At 67.4% G+C, this 18,141-nt stretch carries 17 protein-coding genes, 1 other RNA gene and 1 riboswitch; of the genes, 8 read left to right on the forward strand and 10 right to left on the reverse strand.

Features of this window, described 5'->3' with window-relative positions; translation table 11 throughout:
* Positions 1-5: 5 nt before the first annotated feature.
* The 4 genes from cobO to ABNX08_RS17425 are packed head-to-tail and all read right to left on the reverse strand — an operon-like array spanning position 6 to position 4,395.
* Positions 6-638: a cob(I)yrinic acid a,c-diamide adenosyltransferase gene (cobO, locus tag ABNX08_RS17410; protein ID WP_042886999.1), complete on the reverse strand. Its 633-nt coding sequence runs from the start codon at positions 636-638 to the stop codon at positions 6-8.
* Entirely contained in the window at positions 635-1,483 is an 849-nt protein-coding gene (locus tag ABNX08_RS17415; RefSeq protein WP_022536384.1) for an ABC transporter ATP-binding protein, read from the reverse strand. Before ABNX08_RS17415 ends, cobO begins: the two co-directional genes overlap by 4 nt.
* Positions 1,480-2,487 (reverse strand): iron ABC transporter permease, encoded by a 1,008-nt coding sequence (locus ABNX08_RS17420; protein WP_022536385.1) that lies wholly within the window; start codon positions 2,485-2,487, stop codon positions 1,480-1,482. Before ABNX08_RS17420 ends, ABNX08_RS17415 begins: the two co-directional genes overlap by 4 nt.
* Before the next feature lie 15 nt (positions 2,488-2,502).
* Positions 2,503-4,395 carry a TonB-dependent receptor domain-containing protein gene (locus ABNX08_RS17425; protein ID WP_349606249.1) on the reverse strand — a complete coding sequence of 631 codons (1,893 nt, stop codon included), beginning with the start codon at positions 4,393-4,395 and terminating at the stop codon, positions 2,503-2,505.
* Between the two features lie 73 nt (positions 4,396-4,468).
* Positions 4,469-4,764, reverse strand: a riboswitch (cobalamin riboswitch).
* Between the two features lie 190 nt (positions 4,765-4,954).
* Between ABNX08_RS17425 and ABNX08_RS17430 the strand changes: the two genes are divergently transcribed.
* From ABNX08_RS17430 to ABNX08_RS17455, 6 genes are all read left to right on the forward strand, one after another.
* Positions 4,955-5,260: a hypothetical protein gene (locus ABNX08_RS17430; protein WP_041681139.1), complete on the forward strand. Its 306-nt coding sequence runs from the start codon at positions 4,955-4,957 to the stop codon at positions 5,258-5,260.
* Entirely contained in the window at positions 5,257-5,589 is a 333-nt protein-coding gene (locus ABNX08_RS17435) for a cell division protein ZapA (protein WP_022536388.1), read from the forward strand. Before ABNX08_RS17430 ends, ABNX08_RS17435 begins: the two co-directional genes overlap by 4 nt.
* 296 nt (positions 5,590-5,885) lie before the next feature.
* Positions 5,886-6,103: non-coding RNA, 6S RNA (gene ssrS / locus ABNX08_RS17440), on the forward strand.
* 110 nt (positions 6,104-6,213) lie between these two features.
* Positions 6,214-6,696 (forward strand): EVE domain-containing protein, encoded by a 483-nt coding sequence (locus ABNX08_RS17445; RefSeq protein ID WP_022536389.1) that lies wholly within the window; start codon positions 6,214-6,216, stop codon positions 6,694-6,696.
* Positions 6,696-7,520 (forward strand): sulfite exporter TauE/SafE family protein, encoded by an 825-nt coding sequence (locus tag ABNX08_RS17450; protein WP_022536390.1) that lies wholly within the window; start codon positions 6,696-6,698, stop codon positions 7,518-7,520. Before ABNX08_RS17445 ends, ABNX08_RS17450 begins: the two co-directional genes overlap by 1 nt.
* A gap of 114 nt (positions 7,521-7,634) precedes the next feature.
* Positions 7,635-8,333 (forward strand): SIMPL domain-containing protein, encoded by a 699-nt coding sequence (locus tag ABNX08_RS17455; protein WP_022536391.1) that lies wholly within the window; start codon positions 7,635-7,637, stop codon positions 8,331-8,333.
* A 124-nt stretch (positions 8,334-8,457) separates the two neighbouring features.
* Here ABNX08_RS17455 and ABNX08_RS17460 read toward each other — a convergent pair whose 3' ends face one another.
* The 5 genes from ABNX08_RS17460 to ABNX08_RS17480 all read right to left on the reverse strand — a co-directional run bounded on the left by ABNX08_RS17460 (position 8,458) and on the right by ABNX08_RS17480 (position 14,305).
* On the reverse strand, positions 8,458-10,011 hold the full coding sequence (locus ABNX08_RS17460; protein ID WP_349606251.1) for a malonyl-CoA synthase: 1,554 nt from the start codon (positions 10,009-10,011) through the stop codon (positions 8,458-8,460).
* A gap of 104 nt (positions 10,012-10,115) precedes the next feature.
* Positions 10,116-10,898 carry an enoyl-CoA hydratase/isomerase family protein gene (locus ABNX08_RS17465; RefSeq protein WP_022536393.1) on the reverse strand — a complete coding sequence of 261 codons (783 nt, stop codon included), beginning with the start codon at positions 10,896-10,898 and terminating at the stop codon, positions 10,116-10,118.
* 5 nt (positions 10,899-10,903) lie between these two features.
* On the reverse strand, positions 10,904-11,917 hold the full coding sequence (locus ABNX08_RS17470; RefSeq protein WP_022536394.1) for a tripartite tricarboxylate transporter substrate binding protein: 1,014 nt from the start codon (positions 11,915-11,917) through the stop codon (positions 10,904-10,906).
* A gap of 147 nt (positions 11,918-12,064) precedes the next feature.
* Positions 12,065-13,522, reverse strand: a complete 1,458-nt coding sequence (locus ABNX08_RS17475) for a malonyl-CoA decarboxylase domain-containing protein (protein ID WP_349606252.1) — start codon at positions 13,520-13,522, stop codon at positions 12,065-12,067.
* Between the two features lie 75 nt (positions 13,523-13,597).
* Positions 13,598-14,305, reverse strand: coding sequence for a GntR family transcriptional regulator (locus ABNX08_RS17480; protein WP_349606254.1), 708 nt, complete (start codon positions 14,303-14,305; stop codon positions 13,598-13,600).
* A gap of 820 nt (positions 14,306-15,125) precedes the next feature.
* On the opposite strand from ABNX08_RS17480, the gene ABNX08_RS17485 reads away from it, so the two are divergent.
* Together ABNX08_RS17485 and ABNX08_RS17490 are read left to right on the forward strand one after the other, a co-directional pair.
* Positions 15,126-16,226: a YjgN family protein gene (locus tag ABNX08_RS17485; RefSeq protein WP_349606255.1), complete on the forward strand. Its 1,101-nt coding sequence runs from the start codon at positions 15,126-15,128 to the stop codon at positions 16,224-16,226.
* 25 nt (positions 16,227-16,251) lie between these two features.
* Entirely contained in the window at positions 16,252-17,271 is a 1,020-nt protein-coding gene (locus ABNX08_RS17490) for a M48 family metallopeptidase (protein WP_349606256.1), read from the forward strand.
* A gap of 19 nt (positions 17,272-17,290) precedes the next feature.
* On the opposite strand, the gene lgt is transcribed toward ABNX08_RS17490, so the two are convergent.
* The gene (lgt, locus tag ABNX08_RS17495; protein ID WP_022536399.1) at positions 17,291-18,109 is read right to left on the reverse strand and encodes a prolipoprotein diacylglyceryl transferase; all 819 of its coding nucleotides are present in this window, start codon (positions 18,107-18,109) and stop codon (positions 17,291-17,293) included.
* Positions 18,110-18,141 lie beyond the last annotated feature (32 nt).

The raw sequence follows: 18,141 nt of genomic DNA on the forward strand, positions 1-18,141 counted from the left end.
TGCGGCTACATTTCCACGCCGCGCTGGGCCTTGATGCCCTGCTGGAAGGCATGCTTGACCGGCGTCATGTCGGTGACGGTGTCGGCCGCCTCCACCAGCGCCGGCGGCGCGCCGCGGCCGGTAATCACCACGTGCTGCATCGGCGGGCGCGCGCGCAGGTCGGCGATGACCTGCTCCACGTCAAGATAGTGCAACTTGAGCGCGATGTTGAGTTCGTCGAACAGCACCAGGCCGATCGCCGGATCGCGCAGCATGCCGCGCGCCACTTCCCAGGCGGCTTCGGCCTTGGCCACGTCGCGGGAACGGTCCTGGGTTTCCCAGGTATAGCCCTCGCCCATCACGTGGAAGGCGCATTCCTCGGGAAAGCGGCGCAGGAACATCTCTTCGCCGGTAGGCTGCGCGCCCTTGATGAACTGGACCACCCCGGTGCGCATGCCATGGCCGAGCGCGCGCACCACCATGCCGAAGCCCGAGCTGGACTTGCCCTTGCCGTTGCCGGTGGTGATCACGATCACGCCGCGCTCGTCCTGCGCGGCGGCGATCTTGGCGTCGACCACTTCCTTCTTGCGCACCATGCGCGCCTTGTGGCGGGCGTCGCGGTCCGCGTCTTCGGTGGAGGGATTGTTGGAATCGGTCATAGGGAGGGGTCTTGCGTATCGGTACGTGGCGCCGCGGCGCCATCGGGAATCAGTGCAGTATGCACGCCGTCGGTCACGCTGACGATGGGGGTGCGCAGCGCGCGCGAGCAACGCGCGGGGGTCAGGACTTCAGCGGCCGGGCCGTGCAGTGCGGTGCCGTCTTCGGCCATCAGCAGGGCGTGGGTGGCGTAGCGCAGCGCCAGTGTCAGATCGTGCAGGATCACCACGATGGCGTGGCGCCCGGCGCGGGCCAGTGCGGCGAGCTGCTCCAGCACCACGATCTGGTGGCGCAGGTCCAGGTGCGATACCGGTTCGTCCAGCAGCAGCAGCGGCGCCTGCTGCGCCAGCGCCGCGGCCAGCGAGGCGCGCTGGCGCTCGCCCCCGGACAGCGTCAGCACATCGCGCGCGGCCAGCGCTTCGATATCCATCGCGCGGATCACGTCGCGAACGATGCGCTCGTCCTCGCGTCCGGTCCAGCCCCAGCCCGACAGGTGCGGGTGGCGGCCCACGCGTACCGCATCGAGCACCGACATCGAGAACGTGTCATGTACCGCCTGCGGCAGGTAGGCGCGCTGGCGCGCCAGTACCGCGGGCGCAACCTGCGTCGGTGCGATGCCGTCGATCTCGACGCTGCCGCCATCGGCATGGCGCAGACCGGCCAGCACCGTCATCAGCGTGGATTTGCCGGCACCGTTGGGGCCGGCGATGCACCACAGCTGGCCGGGGCCGATGCTCAGCGTCAGGCGCTCCACCAGCACGCGCTGGCCGGTGCGCAGCCGCACATCGCGCAGCGCGAGCGCCGGGCACGCGGTCAGCGGATGGGACCAGGGCGCGCCCGACGTCATCGTGGCCTCCGCAGCAGCAGGTAAAGGAAAGTCGGCACACCCAGCAGCGCGGTGATCACGCCCACCGGCAACTGCGCCGGCGCGATCACGGAGCGGGCGATCAGGTCGGCGGCCATCAGCAGCGCACCGCCCAGCAGCACCGCGGCCGGCAGCAACAGGCGCTGGTCGTTGCCCCACGCGAGCCGCACCAGGTGCGGCACCACCAGCCCGACAAAGCCGATCGAGCCGGCCGTGGTGATCGCCGCGGCAATGCACAGCGACGCCAGCATGAAGGTCGCCAGCCGCACGCGGCCGACGCGCACGCCCAGCGACTGCGCCACGGTCTCGCCCAGCAGCATCACGTTGAGCGCGCGCGCCATCGGCATCGCCAGCAGCAGCGCCACGACCAGCATCGCAAGCGCGCCGCCGTAGCTGGCGGTGCCGCTGAGGTCGCCGGTCAGCCAGAACAGCATGCCGCGCAGGCGCGATTCCGGCGCGACCGCGAGGATCAGCGTGATCATCGCCCCCCAGCCGGCGGCCAGGATCACGCCGGTCAGCAGCAGCCGGGCGCCGGCCTCGCGGTGGCCGCCCTGCACCTGCGGATGCAGCAGGTCGCGCCGCGCCAGCGACGCCACCAGCACCATCGACAGCAGCGCCCCCACGGCGGCGGAGGCCTGCACGCCCCACCACGGCGCCAGCAGCAGCATGGCCAGCAATGCGGCGGTGGAGGCGCCGCCCGACACGCCCAGCACGTATGGTTCGGCCAGTGGATTGCGCAGCAGTACCTGCATCAGCGCGCCGGACAAAGCCAGCAGTCCGCCGCAGGCAAACGCCGCGGCCGCGCGCGGCAGGCGCAGCTCGCGCACGATCGCGCCGGCAGTGCCAGTGTCCGCGCCGCTCAGCGCAAGCCACAGCTCGCGCGCATCGAGCGAGACGCTGCCCAGCGCCAGCGAGGCCGCAAACACGAACAGCGCCGCCAGCGCGAGCGCCAGCCAGACCGCCAGGGCGCGCCGCAGCTCAGACATGGCGCGCCCGTGCGCTCATCGCTGGCGCCAGCCCAGCATGATAAAGCCCGCGCGCCCCTGCGTGTTGTAGGGGAAGGCGAGCTGGTAGTCCTTGTCGAACAGGTTTTCGACGCGGGCGCCAATGAACCATTGCTTGTCGATGTTGTAGCGGGCGTTCAGGTTGACGATACCGTATCCGCCCAGCCGGCGCGAGCCCGCATCCATGCGCGCCGACGACAGCAGCCATTCGCCGCCAAAGCGCCAGTTGCCGAAGTTGCGGCCCACATCCAGCGCGGCGTGGCGGCGCGCGCGGCGCAGCAGCTGGGTGTCGGACTGCTCGTCCACCGGGTTCTGGAAGGTCACGCTGGCGCCGATGTCGGTGCCGTACACGGTGGCGCGCCACGAAGCCTCGATGCCCTGCACCTTGGCCTTGTTGACGTTCTGCGCCTGGAACAGGCCACTGGGTTGCAGCGCCGCCACGATCAGATCGTTGTAGCGCGTCTCGAACGCGGTCACGCGCAGCAGGCCGGCGCTGGCGGTGCTGTACTGCACGCCCGCTTCGACCGACTTGGCGCGCTCGGGCTGCAGGTTGGGCTGGCCGAAGTTGGGGAAGTACAGCTCGTTGAAGGTCGGCGCGCGGAAGGCATTGCTGACGTTGGCGATCAGCTTGAAGGCATCGGTCAGGTTGTAGCCGTAGCCCGCGAAGAAGCTGCCCTGGTTGCCGAAGTCCGAGTAGTGGTCGTTGCGCGCGTTGAGCTGCAACTGGTGCTTGCCGAAGCGTCCGTCATAGCCGCCGAACACCGAGAACACATTGCGCGTGGGCGCGCCGTAGGCGGTCGTTTCCAGCTCCTGCTGCAGGTAGTCGGTGCCGAACAGCAGTGTGTGATTGGCGGCCAGCGCATACTCGTTCTGCCAGTTGAACTGGCGGTTGCGGGTATTGAAGGTGCCGTTGGGATTGCCGTTGAGGAAGGTGTCGCTGCGGTCCTCGCTCTGCGCCAGCTTGAAATGCGTGGTCCAGTCCGCGCCCACCTTGCCGTTGACGAAGGCCGACAGCGTGTACAGCTCGCTGTTGGTGCGGTTGTCGTCGGTCGGGCGGCCAAAGGCACTGTCGAACGACACCTTGCTCTTCGAGTAGTAGCCGGTAATGCCCGCATCCCAGTTCGGCGTGAAGCGGTGCTTGACCTGGCCCGACACGCTCTGGTTCTCGTACGGATTGTCGTTGGGGTTGGCGCGCGGCGCCTGCTGCGTATTGATCGACGAGAAGCCGTCGGTCTTGAACGCCGAGCCGGTCAGGTTGAACGAGGTATCGCCGATCTGGCCGCCATAGCCGACCGTACCCTGGCGCGTATTGTTGCTGCCGTACTCCACCGCCGCATTGGCCGCCGGTGCCTGCCCGGCGCCGCTCTTGGTAAAGATCTGCACCACGCCGCCGATCGCATCCGAACCATACAGCGCCGAGACGTTGCCGCGCACCACTTCGATATGGTCGATCTGGTCGGGCAGGATATTGGCCAGCTGCGCGGTACCACTGCTGGCGGACGACACGCGCACGCCATCGATCAGGATCAGCGTCTGGTTCGAGTTGGCGCCGCGCATGAACAGCGTCGTGTTGCTGCCCATGCCGCCGTTGGTCGAGAACTCGACGCCGGCCTGGTTGCGCAGCAGCGAGCGCAGGTCGGGCGCCTGCGAGTTCTGGATGTCCTGCTGCGTGACCACCGTGGTGTGCGGCAGCGCCTCGGTAATGGCTTGCGCGGTACGGGTGGAAGTGACCACCACCGGCGCGAGCTGCGCGGTACCGCTGTCGGTCGCTTGCGCGAACGAAGTGGCCGGAACCAGGGTGAACGAGGCGATGGCCGCCAGGATGGCGGGCACGGACGGACGCACCGCCGGGGCTGCCGGGCGGGTCGACCTGTGAAGCGATGAACGCATGATGCAGGACTGGGATAGGACGGCCGGGCCCGTTCCCCCGCGGACCATATGGCGATGAGGCGTGCCGCGCACGGGCGGCAGCCCGCGTTCAGGCCGGTATCCGGGCTGGCGACACGGGGCCGGCGCCTTCCCGAACCTGAGGTTCAGTGGCATGTGGCCGGTCCTGCGCGGCATGGGGCCGGGAACGGATCCCGGCATTGCCAGCGGCCGAAATGATCGGGCTGGCAGATGCGCACGCGGTCGCTTACCGTTGCGGGGGCAGCACAGGTTGGCCTCTCCGGCACGCTGCCGGCCCGGCTCCCTGTTTCCCGTTGAACTGCCCTTTCGCCAGGGACGAAAAGGGCGAGCACCTGAGACGTGCGCGAGTGTAGGGAGTTTCGCACCCCGCGTCAACGCGGCCTCTCGTAGGGCTTTGTCACAACTCTCGCGGGGTTTTGGGTGCAGAAGGCTGCAACTTCCGCACCGCTTCCGGGTCAGAAACGCTTCCCTTCGCATTGTGCGAGGCTTCGCATCGGCTAGAATCGCGTTACCTGACACTACTCCCATCATGACAGGCCCTATGCTCACCGAACTCGAACAACTGGCCGCCAAGATCGGGCGCGTGCTGCACCATGCGGACACCCTGGCGGCGGAGAACCAGCGGCTGCGCGACGAAATCGCCCGGCTTGAGGGCGAAGCCGCGCAGTTGCGCGGCGAGCGCGAGGCCATGGCTGCCGACCGCGAGCTGCTCAATATCAAGATCGAGGAAGCGCAGCTGCGCATCCAGTCCATCCTTGACAAGCTGCCGACCGCCAGCGACACGCGCCAGCTCGACCTGCTGGGCGAGGGCGCGGAGCCGCACAAGGCCCCCGGAGAACACGCATGAGCAACAAGCAAGTCGAAGTCAATATCGCCGGCCAGCCGTACCGCTTTGCCATCGCCCCCGAGAACGAGGCTGCACTGCTCGACGCGGTGGCGCTGGTCGACACGCAGATGAACAAGCTGCGCAACGGCAGCGCCGCCAAGGGCGTGGAGCGCGTCGCGGTGATGGCCGCGATCAGCATCGCCTCTGACCTGCTGTCCCTGCAGCGCAAGCAGCAGGCCGACGGCGCGATTCCCGTGGAGGCGATCCGCGCACGCATCCGCGAACTGAACGAGCGCGCCGACGAGGCGCTGCGGCAGTACGCGCACGTGGGCACTGGTACACGCGGCTGACGGCGTCCGTGCGCGGCACCACCGATCTGCCGAAATGTGGTGGATGTGCAGAGGATGCCGCGCTGTCGCGCAAAATGTAACGGTACGCACGAGTGGACTTGGTATGCCCTGCAACGCGGTGTATAGTGTAGCCAGACTGCACGAGGCACCACAGATGTGCAGCTGACAGGTTGGGTTATCGCGCCCGGCCGCCGTTTTCATCCCATCCTAGTTAGAAACGGCAAACGTCTGACATCCCGCACGCGGACCCGGTTTTCCGGGCACGACGATGCGGCTGGAGCGTCAGACGTTTGACAGTTTCCCTGCCTGGTTCGTGAGGGTCATAAACTCCTTGAACCGATATGCATTGCATGGTGCGGGATTATGTCGCGTGGGCGAGCGCGTCGTCGCACTCATAGTCTGGGCCTGGCTTGGACTCCCTGAGTGGATGATGTACCCGAAATGCGACTTCCGCAGCCACTCTGAACCTCACTTGGGTTCAGGATGCCGACCCAGCGGCCGAGGCGGGGACCCCTTAAAAAGGCGGTGGTTTTCTGAACCATCGCCTTTTTTCTTTGTTGTCTGCAGCGCGTGCCAACCCTGCGCACCCGGTGCCTTGATCTGCCTTCCATCCTGAGCCGCGCCGTGAGCCCGAACCAGAACAAACGCGCCCGCCAGTACTGGCTGATGAAATCCGAACCGGACGAAGCCAGCATCGACGACCTGGCCCGTGAAGGCACGCTGCCGTGGACCGGCGTGCGCAACTACCAGGCGCGCAACTTCATGCGCGACGCCATGCAGATCGGCGACGGCGTGCTGTTCTACCACTCGTCGTGTCCCGAGCCGGGCATCGCCGGGCTGGCGGAAGTCTGCTCTACCCCCTACCCCGACCCGACCCAGTTCGACCCCAAGAGTCCCTACCATGATGCAGCCTCGAAGCCGGACGCCCCGCGCTGGCAGCTGGTCGACGTGCACTTCGAGCGCAAGAGCAAGCTGATTTCGCTGGCGGAGCTGCGCGAGCACGAGGAACTGGCCGACATGGTGGTGCTCCGGCGCGGCAACCGGCTGTCGATCACGCCGGTGACGCCGGCAGAATGGCGCTTTATCACCGGCAAGCTGATGCGCTGATGCAGTTCGACAGCCTGCTGGTCCTGATCCCCGCGCTGCTCGCACTCGGCGCCTTCACCGGCTTTTGCGCCGGCCTGCTCGGCGTGGGCGGCGGCATGATGATGGTGCCGTTCCTGACGCTGCTGTTCACGTCGCTGGGATTTCCCGCCGAAGCCATCGTCCATATGGCGATCGCCACCTCGATGGGCACGATCCTGTTCACTTCGCTGTCGTCCGTGCGCGCGCATCACCAGCGCGGCGCGGTGCGCTGGCCGATAGTGCTGGCATTGGCGCCGGGCATCGTGGTCGGCGGCATGATCGGCGGCGGCAAGGTCTTCGCGGCGCTGAAGACCAGCTGGCTGTCGCTGGCCTTTGCCGTCTTCGTCGGCTTCTCGGCGCTGCAGATGCTGCGCAACCGGCGCCCTACCCCTGGCCGGCAATTGCCCGGATTCGCCGGAATGGCAGGCACAGGCGGGTTCATCGGTTTCCTGTCGAGCCTGGTGGGTGCGGGCGGCGCCTTTGTCTCGGTGCCGTTCATGACCTGGTGCAACGTGCCCATCCACAACGCGGTGGCCACCTCGGCCGCGCTGGGCTTCCCGATTGCCGCGGCCAGCGTGGCCGGCTACGTCTGGAGCGGCTGGCAGATGCCCGGCCTGCCCGCGGGCTCGCTTGGCTATATCTACCTGCCGGCGCTGGTTGTGATCGCAGGGGCCAGCGTGCTGACCGCGCCGCTGGGCGCACGCACCGCGCACGGGATGGATGTCGGCCAATTGCGCAAGGTCTTTGCGGTGCTGCTGCTGTGCCTGGCGTCGTACATGCTGTGGAAGGCGTGGCAGGCGTTCTGAACGTCCGCAGTCGCTGTCTTCATAACCATCGTCGTAACGATGGTTTGCATTGTCGCGGAACGTTTCGCCGGCTGATTCCGTCTGATACCCATCACGTTTGAACGGGAGATCAAGATGAAACAGTGGCTTGCCGCCACCCTGCTGGGTACCACCGCCATCGTCGCCTCGGCGCACGGCGGCCCCACCGAGCCGCCCTCGGGCGTGCTGTCGCTGAACGCGCAGGCCGTCGCCGAAGTACCGACCGATATCGTCCACCTGACGCTGGCCGCGGAACAGGAAGGCGCCGAGCCCGGTGCGATCTCGTCGGCGCTGTCGACGCGCACGCAGGCGGTGATCGCTCAGGCTCGCCGCGTGCAAGGCGTGACCGCGGAATCAGGCGGCTTCACCATCCACCCGAGCACCGACCGCAACGGCCGCATCAGCACCTGGCGCGGGCGTTCCGAAGTCATCCTGAAGTCGCGCGACTTCGCCGCGGTATCAAAGCTGGCCGGGGAAGTGGCCAACCAGATGCAGGTGCAGAACATCGCCTTCTCGCTGTCGCGCGAAGCGCGCGAGGCGGCCGAGACCAAGCTGGCCGAGCAGGCCATTGCTTCGTTCCGCAACAAGGCGCAGGCGAACACCAAGCTGTTCGGCTACAACAGCTATACCATCCGGGAAGTGAACCTGAACGAGACCGGCGTGGTGCCGCCGGTGCCGCGGATGTATGGGGCGGCCAAGGCGATGATGGCCGATGCTGGGGCGCCGGTGCCGGTTGAGGGCGGGAAGACGCAGGTGACGGTGTCGGTGAATGGGTCGGTACAGATGTTGAAGTAAGGCACCAACGCAGAAAAAGCGCGCGGTTTTGGGTGCTCCAAAGCCGCCCGAACTAGCCTAAGCAAGGTGTTCTCCCTCTCCCGCTTGCGGGAGAGGGAGAACACCGGCAAGCGCTCAAAGGCCCTCACAGCACCGCAAACTGCTCCCGCAACACGTTCTTCTGCACCTTCCCCATCGTATTGCGCGGCAGCTCCTCCACCACGTGCACGCGCTTGGGCACCTTGAAGTTGGCGATGCGGCTCTTGAGCGTGCCGATCAGCGCCGACTCATCGAACTCCGCACCCGGCTTCGTCACCACCACAGCCACTACCGCCTCGCCAAAATCCGCATGCGGCACGCCGATCACGGCGCTCTCGGCCACGCCCGGCATCTCGTCGATAAAGCTCTCGATCTCCTTCGGGTAGACGTTGTAGCCGCCCGAAATGATCAGGTCCTTGCTGCGCCCGACGATGGTCAGGTAGTTGTCCGGCACCTGGCGCTCGCCTGACTGGCTGACGATGGCGCCGCCGAAGCGACCCACGTCGCCGGTCTTGAACCAGCCGTCTTCGGTGAATTCTTCGCGCGTTTTCTCCGGCATGCGCCAGTAGCCCGTGAACACGTTCGGGCCCTTGACCTCGACGTTGCCGATCACGCCCGGCGCGCACGCCTTGCCCTCGCCATCGACCACGCGCACCGACACGCCCGGCAGCGGCATGCCGACGGTGCCGCCGATGCGCTCGCCCAGCGCCGGATCGTACGGGTTGGACACCAGCATCACGGTCTCGCTCATGCCGTAGCGCTCCAGGATGGTATGGCCGGTGCGCTCGCGGAAGGCGTCGAAGGTCTCCAGCAGCAGGGGCGCCGAGCCCGACACGAACAGGCGCATGCGGCGGCAGGTGTCGTCGTCGAAGCGCGGCTCCTGCAGCATGCGCACGTAATAGGTCGGCACGCCCATCATCACGGTCGAACGCGGCAGGAATTTGAGCACCTGTGCCATATCGAGCCTGGGCGCCCAGATCATCTTGGCACCGGCCAGCAACGCGCCGTGCGAAGCCACGAACAGGCCGTGCACATGGAAGATCGGCAGCATATGCAGCAGCACGTCGTCGCTGCGCCAGCCCCAGTATTCGTGCAGCGTCTGCGCATTGGATGCCAGGTTGCGGTGCGTCAGCATCGCGCCCTTGCTGCGGCCGGTGGTGCCGGAGGTGTAGAGGATGGCGGCGAGGTCGTCGTCCGTGCGCTCGACGGTCGTGAAGTTGTCGGACTTGGCGGCGGCGCGCGCCAGCAGCGAGCCGCTGCGGTCATCGTCCAGCGTGAACACGTGGTTGACGCCATGGCGGAATGCCACCTTGGACACCCAGCCGAAATTCTTGCCGCTGCACACCACCACCGACGGCTCGGCGTTGCCGACGAAGTAGTCGATCTCGGCCTCCTGGTAGGCGGTGTTCAGCGGCAGGTAGACATAGCCGGCGCGCAGCGTGGCCAGGTACAGGAACAGCGCCTCGGGCGACTTCTCCACCTGCACCGCCACGCGCGCGCCTTCAGGCAGGTGCAGCGAGGCCAGCAGGTTGGCCAGCTTGGCGGTGGCGCGGTCGAGGTCGTCCCAGCTGTAGTACAGGCCGTCATGCGTCTCGATGCAGCAGGCGGTGCGGTCGGCGGGAAAGCGGGATTCGAACAGGGCGAACAGGTTGGCGTTCATGGTGGGGATCGAACGAAAGACTGCGGAAATCGGGCGATAAACGGGATAAGCGGTCACCGCCCGGGGGCGGCAACCGCAGCAAGGCAGCATCTTACCGGGTCGCGCTAGGCTCCCCGGAATTGCGGCGGGCGGCGCGCGAGGAAGGCGGCCACCCCTTCCGCGTGGTCGGCGCCCTCGGCATAGGCGAAGTGAGCGTCGAGTTCGGCGGGCGACAGCGGTGCGGGCAGCGGCGCCAGGCGCAGGATGGTGGCCTTGTTGATGCGGGCCGCCGTGGGCGCACCGGCGGTGATGCGGCGCACGGTGGCATCGACCTCGGCCGTCAGCGCACCGGGCTCGACCACGCGCGTGAGCAAGCCCTTGTCGCGTGCCTCGGCAGCGTCGAAGACGCGGCCTTCGAGCAGGATCTCCAGCGTGGCCGCACGGCCTGCCAGCGCCAGCAAGCCTTGCAGCTCGCCCGGCGCCATCGGGAAGCCCAGCCGGTTGATCGGCACGCCGAAGCGGCTGTCCGAAGCGGCGATACGCAGGTCGCAATGACAGGCGATCTCCAGCCCGCCGCCCACGCACACGCCTTCGATCATCGCCACGGTCGGGAGCGGGCATTGCGCGATCGCCGCCAGCGCCGGCGCGATGGTGGCCATATGGTAGTGCCGCACCGCGGCTGCGTCGCCGCGCTCGGCGGGAAACTCAGCGATGTCGGCGCCAGCGGCAAAATTGCCGTCGGCGCCGCGCACCACCACGCAGCGCAGCGCGGTATCGGCCGACAGGCGCGCAAAGCCCGCGGCCAGCTCGCGCCACATCTGCGCGGAGATGGCGTTGAGCTTGCCGGCGTGCGACAGCGTGACGGTGGCGATGCTGTCCGCGGTGGCGAAGATGACGGTGCCGCTCATCTTGCTCAGTCGATCTTGGCGCCGGACTGCTGCACCACCTGCGCCCAGCGGCGGATCTCCGCGCGCTGGAATTGCGCGAACTGCTCCTGGGTGAAGGCCGGCGTCTCGGAGCCGTTGTTGAGCCAGACCTGCTTCAGTTCAGGCGAGTTCAGTGCCTTCTCGGTCTCGGCGTACAGGCGGTCGACGATTTCCTTGGGCGTGCCCTTGGGCACCCACATCGCATACCAGGTCGAAACCTCATAGTTCGGCACCCCGGCCTCGGCCGCGGTCGGCACATTGGGGAAGGCTGCCGAGCGTTTGTTCGAAGCCACCGCCAGCGCCTTGATGCGGCCGGCGCGGATATGCTGCGCCGACGAGCCCAGGCCGTCGAACATCAGGTCGACCTGGCCCGCGATCAGGTCGGACAGCGCCGGGCCGGCACCCTTGTACGGGATATGGGTGATGAAGGTCTTGGTCTGGATCTTGAACAGCTCGCCGGCCAGGTGGTGGGCCGAGCCGTTGCCGGCCGAGCCGTAGTTGAGCTTGCCGGGATTGGCCTTGGCGTAGGCGATCAGTTCCTGCAGCGTGTTGGCCTTGACGCGGTTGGGGTTGACCACCACCACCTGCGGCGGCTGGGCGATCACCGTGACGGGGATGAAATCCTTCTCGATGTCGTAGTCCAGCTTCTTGTAGAACGACGGCGCAATCGCGTGGTGGGCGCCGCCGATAAACACCGTATAGCCATCCGGCGCGGCCTTGGCCGCGATGCTCGCGCCGACCGTGCCGCCGGCGCCGCCGCGGTTGTCGATCACGAACTGCTTGCCGAGCTGCTTGGACAATTGCGCGGTCAGCGGCCGCGCAAAGGCATCGGTGCCGCCGCCGGCGGGGAACGGCACGATCACGGTGACGGGCTTGGACGGCCAGGTGTCCGCATGTGCGGCGGGTGCCGCAAGCATTGCGCCGGCACTGATGCCTGCCAGACCCAAAGCCATGCCGGCTGCCCGCGCGGACGCGGCCAGGCTGAACTGACGACGATTCATCTTGTGTCTCCTCTCTCTTCTGCGGAAAGTCAATCCGATGGCCGCGGCGAACCTGCTGCGGCTTGATTTGCTACTTAAGTCCCGACAAGAAAACACGGCGCGCCAGGCGCCGCCTGTGCGGGGGCGATCCCCGTGACCGGACCAGGGTCACAGCAGCTTCCCGACGCTACGGCTGATGCGCGGGTTGCCTGCGCCCAGGCGAGCCAGATTGTCATCCAGCGCCTCGGGCACGTAAAGGTAATTCACCATCATGCCGCAGCTCTGGCTGCGGCCTTTGCGCGACAGGTCGGCAGCCCAGTTCAGGCGTTCGACGCAGGCGCCGTTGCCCAGGTGGAAGCGCGCCACGGGGTCGGCCGGCATGGCCTGGTTGCGTTCGCGCACCAGGTAGTGCGCGGCCAGGGTCATGGCGGTATCGCGGGTCACCGCGTCGGCGGCATCGGGCGCCAGCGCCTCCAGCCATGCCGCGCCGTCCGCTGGCACGTTGCCGTGGCGCTCGCTCCAGCGTGCCACGCGCTTGTCGCCGAGCACTTGCGACACAGCCGCGCCGTCTTGCTTGCGCAGCCAGTCGGCAAATCCGGGGATCGGCGACAGCGTCGCAAACTGCTTCACTTTCGGGAATTCGCGCTGCACCTCCTCGATCACGCGCTTGAGCAGGAAGTTGCCGAAGCTCACGCCGCGCAGACCCGCCTGGGTATTGCTGATCGAGTAGAAGATCGCCCATTTGACGCGGCGCAGGTCTTCCAGCGGCGCGGCCTCGTCGAGCAATGTATGCACATTGGCGGCCATCTCCGGCGCGAATGCCACCTCGACAAAGATCAGCGGCTCGCGTGGGATGCGCGGGTAGAAGAACGCATAGCAGCGGCGGTCCGAGTCGAGCCGGTTGCGCAGGTCGGTCCACGAGGCGATCTCGTGCACGGCTTCGTAGCGGATCAGCTTTTCCAGCAGCGACGCGGGCGAGTCCCAGGTGATCGGCTGCAGCTCCAGCAGGCCCACGTCGAACCAGTTGGAGAACAGCGCCTCGAGGTCGTCGTCGAGCGCGCGCAAGCCGGGCACGCGGCGCTGCCAGCGCAGCATGTCGGCGCGCAGCTGGATCAGGAAGTGCAGGCCGCAGGCGCTGTTGCCGCGCTGGCCGTGCAGCGCTGCCAGGCGCTTGAAGAAGCGGATGCGGGCGTTGGAGAGCGCCTGGGTCAGGCCGGAATGTCCGGTGTGCGCGCGGGCACTGCGCGCGCCTTTGTCGCTGTCCGCCGCAGCTTCGTCGCTGCCGCTGCTGCTGGCCACCTCGGCCAGCACCGCCAGCATGCCCCGCCGCGCGGCCTCGCCGGCCGCTTCGTACTCGGCTTGCCAGGCGTGCGCGGCGGCGTTGGCGGCGCCATCGGTCAGGCGCGCATCGAAGCACAGCCGCAGCTGCTCGCGCTGGCGCCGCGCCGCGCGCGGCGGCAGCGGCGCCTCGCCATCGGCAGGCGTGGCGGCGGCGGGTGCCTTGTTTTCGCCCTCGCCCTTGCGCCCCCACCAGCGGCCCAGCCGCGACAGGAAATTCGTGCCCGCCGGCTCGCTCTCGCCCAGCGGCGCGCTGATTTTCTGGTCAACCGTGTCGAAGGAATTCATGCCTTGCCTGCCTTGGTGCATCGATCGGAACGTGAAGGAACTGGCTGTTTCCATTGCGGCGTGCGTGCCCTGCCCCTACTCCTCGCCAACCGCAAGGCGGCGCGCGGGCGGCGCACGGCCGGCCTGCCCATCGGCGCCGCCGGCATCGAGCGCCTTGAGCGCGGCGCGCTGGCGCAGCAGGTGGGTCTTCATCATCGCCTCGGCGCCTTCCGCGTCACGCGCCTTGAGCGCGGCGAACACGGACAGGTGCTCGGCGCAGGATTCGTGGATCCGGCCTGGCAGCTTCAGGCTCTTGTGGCGCGACAGCCGCAGCACCTTGCGCAGGTCTCTGATCAGCCCCGACAGCCAGCGGTTGCCCGCCAGCCGCTGGATCGCTTCGTGGATCTGGGCATTGGTCTCGTAGTAGGCGTCAATGTCGCCCGCCTGCGCGTAGCGCGCCAGGTCGGCATGCAGGTCCTCGAGCGCGCCCAGGTCGGCGCGCGTGGCGTTCTGGGCGGCCTCGAAGGCGCAGCGGCCTTCCAGCAGCGCCATCAGCGGGAAGATCTCGTCCAGGTCCTGCTCGGACAGCTCGTTGACGAAGCAGCCGCGGCGCGGCTCCAGCCGCACCAGCCCTTCGGCGGCCAGCACCTTGAGCGCCTCGCGCAGCGGCGTGCGCGAGATGCCCAGCGCTTCGGCCATCGCGCTTTCGTCGACCCAGGCGCCGGGCGCGAGCGTGTGCGCGTCGATCATGGCGCGCAGCCGGTCCGCCACTTCCAGGTACAACGCCTGCTGGATGATGCGCATGCCCAACCCCGGGATGAATGCGAGGATCGAGGGACCTCGATCCGATTCTGCACCGGTCACGCGAATGCGCCCCGGTCGTCATAATTCATAATTATGGATTAGGGCGCGAACGAGACAAGGAATTTCGATGTTGCGGCGCAAAATCAGCCCAGATAGGGATTTGCGGTATTCGGCGTGGGGATTTGGCTGCCGGAGAATGCGCCGGCGGGAGAGGTGCGGCGGACGTTTCCCAGCCTCCCTGCAAGGAAACGTCCGCGCCTGAAAGAACTGCCAGAACTGCTTTCTCATCGCAGGCAGGCACTGACAGCAGTGTCCGCCGCGTGGGTCATTGAACAACCTGGCGCTGGCCCGGCGCCACCCCTTGAAAACGCGCTGACGCGCGGATTTTCCCGTTTGCCCTTGTATTCTCGTGAAGCGCGCTGGCTGTGCCGCCCTTGCGGGCCATGCCTGACCCTCCCTCGCGCTCCCGTTGGCGGCCTGTGGCATGCCGCTCATCTTGTAACAGGATCTATAGCGATTAACGTGCCAGAGATGCTAAGTCTCTGATTTAATTGATGACTGCTATTCGAAACTTGTTACAGAATACGTCTAGTGTAACAGGATGTTTCTGGAGTGTTACGAGGGTTTTCCCATAATGTCCGTGAAACAAGCCGGCTGGCGGCAATTGCATATGCAAAATGTGCCGTAGCCTTTGTTTATCGATGCGAGTATGTGTGCGGCACGCCGCAAAGGCAGCAAATCATTTGGTTTCATAAATGGAGCGGATCAGGCGCCGCTTTTCTCTTTTCGTCGCTTTTCCAACACACCCGGAGCTTGTGCCATGAACGCTGGCAGTAGCGATTTCACCCTTTCCGCCACGCCGGACTCCCCCGCCAGCGCGCCGGCCCCCGATCCGCGCGATGGCGAGCTACGGCCCCTGGGCCTTTCCTTTACCGGCACGGGCTCGGAGTACTTCCGCATCTGGATCGTCAATGTGCTGCTGAGCATCGTCACCTTCGGCATTTATTCCGCCTGGGCCAAGGTGCGCACGCTGCATTATTTCTATCGCAATACCCGCCTCGACGGCGCCAGCTTCGATTACCACGGCAAGCCTTCGGCCATCCTGAAGGGCCGGGCCATCGTGGTCGCGCTGGCGTTCGCGTTCCAGATCGCGACCAATGTGTCGCCCTTCCTTTCGCTGGCGATGCTGGTCGCGCTGCTGGCAGTGTTCCCGCTGCTGCTGGTGCGCTCGCTGCGCTTTCGCATGGCCAATTCCAGCTACCGCGGCTTGCGCTTTGCCTTTGCCGGGCGCGATGCCGAGGCCTACAAGGTGTTCGTGCTGTGGCCGCTGGCGGCGGTGTTCACGATTGGCCTGCTGGGCCCGCTGGCACACCAGCGCTTCAAGCGCTACCAGCACAACCACACGCGCTTCGGCACGGCGCCGTTTGCCTTCAGCGCCGGCGCAGGCGATTTTTACGGCGTCTACCTGCGCGCCTTCGGCATGATGGTCGCAGTGGTGGCCATCGCGGGAGCCGGCAGCTTCGTGCTGGGCGCGACCGCATCTGGCAAGCTCGGCACGGCGCTTTCGTTTGGTATCGGCATCGCAGGTTTCTACCTGGCGCTGCTGGCGGTCAGCCCCTACCTGATGGCGCGCCTGCAGAACATCGTGTGGAGCCAGACCACGCTCGCGCCGCACGCGTTCCGCAGCGAGATCAAGGCCGGGCGCATGGTCTTTATCTTTCTTACCAACCTGATCGCCATCGTGCTGACGCTGGGCCTGTACCTGCCGTTCGCGCGGGTGCGCGCGGCGCGCTACCGGCTGGAATGCGTGACGATGCTGGCCGCCGGCCCGCTCGACAGCTTCGTCGCGGGCGAGGCCGAGCAAGTGGGGGCGCTGGGCGACGCGGCGGTAGACTGGTACGACATCGACATCGCGCTCTGAGCCCGGGCGCCCCATCGCCAGCACCATGATTCCAGTCACCTTCTTCGACGGACGCACCTCGCGCGCGCACCCCGCCACGCTGGCCGTGGAGGCGCAGCAGGCGGTGCTGCGCGACGACACCGGCGCCGAGCTGCGCCGTGCGCCGTTGTCGGACGTGCGCGTATCCGAACGCGTGCGGCGCGCGCCGCGGCTGGTCACCTTCGCCGACGGTGCCTTCTGCGAAATCGCCGACCACGCCGCCTTCGACCATATGCTGGCCGCAAGCGGCCATCGCGAAGGGCTGGTGTCGCGCGCGCAGAACAGCTGGCGCGTGGCCGGGCTGGCGCTGGCCGCGCTGCTGGCGGTGCTGGTGCTGGGCTACTCCGTGCTGCTGCCGTGGGGCGCGGGCACGATGGCGCGTGCGGTGCCGCCGCAGGTCGAGGCCCACCTCGGCAAGCTGACGCTGACGAGCCTGGACAATGGCATCGTCAAGCCATCGCAGCTGCCCGCCGCGGAACAGCAGCGCATCCGCTCGGGCTTCGCGGCGCTGGTACGTCCGCGCGACGCCGGGCATGAGTACCAGGTGCTGTTCCGCCAGGGCGGAGAACTCGGCGCCAATGCGCTGGCGCTTCCGGGCGGCACCATCGTGGTCACGGATGAACTGGTGAGCCTGGCCGGCACCGGCCCCGGCATGATGGGCGTGCTGGCGCACGAGGCCGGCCACGTGGCGCTGCGCCATGGGCTGCAGCAGGTGATCCAGGCATCCGCGCTGGGCGCGCTGTCGGCCTACCTGTTCGGGGATATCTCGACGGTGCTGGCCGGCGTGCCGGCCGCCATGCTGACGCTGCGCTATTCACGCGACCACGAGCGCGAAGCCGATGACTTTGCGATCGCAGTCATGCAGCGCAACGGCCTGCCGCCCGCGGCGCTGGCCGATGTGCTGGTCAAGCTGGAGAACCGGCGCGGTGCGGCGTCGGACGCCGAGGCAGGGCGCGGCCAGGACTTCCTGTCGACGCACCCGCAGACCCGCGCCCGCATCGAGGCCCTGCGCCGCGCCGGCAAGTAAGTGCTGCGGCGCCGGTCGCTCAGGCCACCGGCTGCGGCGCGTCCGCGCCGGGCTGGCGGCGATAGGCCCAGATCACCATGGCGATGCCGGCCAGGATCATCGGCAGGCTCAGCCACTGGCCCATCGACATCTTCAGCGCCAGCAGCCCGAGGAAGTTGTCGGGCTCGCGCGCGAACTCCGCGGCAAAACGGAACGCGCCGTAGCCGATCAGGAAAACGCCCGAGACCGCGCCCATCGGCCGCGGCTTGCGCGCGAACAGCCACAGGATGATAAACAGCGCCACGCCCTCGCCGGCAAACTGGTAGAGCTGCGACGGATGGCGCGGGATGTTGTCGCCCGCCTGCGGGAAGATCATGCCCCACGGCAGGTCGGTCGCGCGGCCCCACAGCTCGCCGTTGATAAAGTTGCCGATGCGCCCGGCGGCCAGGCCGCACGGGATCATCGGCGCGATGAAGTCGGTCACCTCCATCCAGTGGCGCCGGCGCAGCTTGCCGAACAGCCACATCGCCACGATCACGCCCAGGAAGCCGCCATGGAAGGCCATGCCACCTTCCCACACCTTGAAGATCTCCAGCGGGTGCGCCAGGTAGTACGACGGCTTGTAGAACAGCACGTAGCCCAGCCGCCCGCCCAGGATCACGCCCAGCACGCCGAAGAACAGCATGTCGTCCAGGTCGCGCGTGGTCCAGCCCTTGGCCGCGATATGCGGCTGGCGGATGCGCAGGCGCCCGAAGCCCAGGAACATGATGAACCCGGCCAGGTACATCAGCCCATACCAGCGGATGGCGAGCGGGCCCAGGTGGATGGCAACCGGGTCGAACTGGGGATGAATCAGCATGTTGGCCTGAATGGAGTTGGGGACGGGCCTGG

This window comes from Cupriavidus sp. DF5525 (assembly GCF_040149425.2).
Classification (GTDB): Bacteria; Pseudomonadota; Gammaproteobacteria; order Burkholderiales; family Burkholderiaceae; genus Cupriavidus; species Cupriavidus pickettii_A.